Genomic DNA, 506 nt, shown 5'->3' with positions numbered 1-506 from the left:
TTGTATGGATAATAGACCCATCAAATTTATTTATTTTACCGATTTAGGGTAAAGTGAGACCCAGGCTTTAGCTGCAACTAAAGCCTTCTTTTACAGTAGTTCGATTGAACGTTGGCTCCTCTATTGAGAGACCGGTAACAAGAATGAACGCTGTAAAAGACTCCAAGCACCACACTCGAATAGTCTACTGGGCCTCGAGCCCGCATTTTGCAAGCATGAGTTAGCTTATATGAATACCAAAACAAATCAAAGCATCAACATTGGTGTCGATACCGGCAAGTTTCAGCTCGATATTTATATACGACCTTTAGATATTCACTTCACTGTCAAAAATGACGAGCAAGGGATCCGTGACGCGATTCAAAAGATAAAGCCATACAAACCTGAACGTATCGTTATTGAGGCCACTGGCAGGCTCGAGATGCCATTCATTCTTGCATGCTCCAAAGCAAGTTTACCGTTCGTTATTGCCAACCCCATTCATGTGAAACGCTTCGCCGGTGCAA

1 pseudogene is annotated in these 506 nt (G+C 42.7%); it reads left to right on the top strand.

Features of this window, described 5'->3' with window-relative positions:
* Window positions 1–229 precede the first annotated feature (229 nt).
* A pseudogene (locus tag ACXAH1_RS24675) lies at window positions 230–506 on the top strand (IS110 family transposase); the annotation flags it as partial.

This window comes from Pseudoalteromonas sp. AWH4_217 (assembly GCF_056161105.1).
This window is presented reverse-complemented; position numbering and strand designations above follow the sequence as displayed.